Raw genomic sequence first — 1,560 nt, 5'->3', positions numbered from 1 at the left:
ACTGTTCCACTCCAGCAGCAACTGTTGGCGTTCATGCGGCGGCAGCACCGAAATGCTGGCTACAACTTGGTTCGGCTGCGACTGCAGCGCCCGCACGATACCGGTCAGCGCCTGCTCCAGATAGGCGATGACCCGTGCCGGCGCCACGCTGCAATGGACATGCGCATCGATCAGAAACTCGTCGCCGAGGTCATCAACCGAGATCGTCATGGGATAGTTGGTGCGCTCCTTGAAGGCGATCAGTGCAATATCGCGCTCGTCGGCATCGGCTTCGGCCGCTTCCTCGGACGGCGCGGTGTGCCGGTAGTTCAGGATCGCGCTAAATAGCGGAACGCTGTTTTCCAGCCCGCTGCAGCGCTGTGCCAGCGTCAGCGGCGCCTGCTCGTATGGCAGCAGTTCATGCAACGCGGTTTCCGTCCGGGCCAGCATATCTGCCACCCCAAGACCTTCGAGCTTCATCCGCATTGGCAGCGTGTTGATGAACATGCCAAGCATGCTGCGCGCTCCGACCGTGCCTTGCAGGCGGCCAGAAAACACCGTGCCGAAGACGACATCATCGCGCCCGCTGCATGCAGCAACCACCAGCGCCCAAGCCGCGTGAAACAGCGTCGCGGGACTGGTCTTGCGCTGGCGGGAGATTCGCCGGATGCTGTCAGCCAGAGTAACATCCACGGCCTTGCGGCATTCGGCGATCTCGGTGCCGTCGCCATGCACGTCGAGCAGATTGAAGGGTGCAGTCGCTTCGGTCACATCGCCCAGCATCTCGCCAAAGAAGCGCTCGGCATCGTTATGCCTGGCCTGATGCAGCGAATGGGCGACAAATTCGCGGTAGGGCACCGTTTCGGGCAGGTGTGCCGTCTTGCCGCGAAGATGGGCCTGGATCTCCGTACCCAGGATGATCGACGAGGTGACGTCATCAATCAGGTGGTGAATCCTGAACAGCACATGCACCTTCCGGGAATGCGGCTCCCGCACCGCGCTCACCTGCAGCAGCGGCGCCCGGGAAAGATCCATCGGCTTGTCGAAGCCTGCCTTGAGCTGGTTTTCCGGGGTCGTCTCCGGATCTGCTTCTATCATCTCGACCTGCAGGTCCACATACTGGTGGACGACCTGCACCGGCAATGGCAGGTTCTCCGACAGGATGGCGGTACGCAGCACGTCATGCCGCGCAATCACTTGGCGCAAGGCGTCCACCAGAGCATCGAACTGCGCCGGCGAATCGACGGAGAACAGCGATGGCAGGATATACGGGTCGTTCTGGCGGTGCATCTGGTGGTAGAAGTACATCCCCTCCTGCAGGGGCGCCAGCGGATAGATATCCTGCACATTGGCCGCACCACCGGGCACGCTGGCCACGATCCGGTCGATCTCGTCCTGGCTCAGGTCGATCAACGGCAGCATGTCCGGCGTGATGTGCACGCACGCAGCCGGAATGCGGTTCGGCGGGGCGATGAAAGGCCCCACCCCGGCGTCCGCCGCCATGTCAACTTTGACCGCCAGGTCCTCCAGCGTGGTGGCGGCGTACACCGTTTTCACATCGGTCCGCAAGCCGACCTGCTG

At 62.6% G+C, this 1,560-nt stretch carries 1 protein-coding gene; it reads right to left on the bottom strand.

Annotation, left to right across the window (positions count from 1 at the left end; genetic code table 11):
* On the bottom strand, positions 1-1,560 hold a 1,560-nt coding region (locus HWE17_RS28400), incomplete at both ends, for a condensation domain-containing protein (protein WP_255206431.1).

This window comes from Janthinobacterium sp. BJB401 (assembly GCF_013372745.1).
Classification (GTDB): Bacteria; Pseudomonadota; Gammaproteobacteria; order Burkholderiales; family Burkholderiaceae_D; genus Janthinobacterium; species Janthinobacterium rivuli.
Note: the sequence above shows the minus strand (reverse complement) of the source record. Positions and strands in the feature narration are given on the sequence as shown.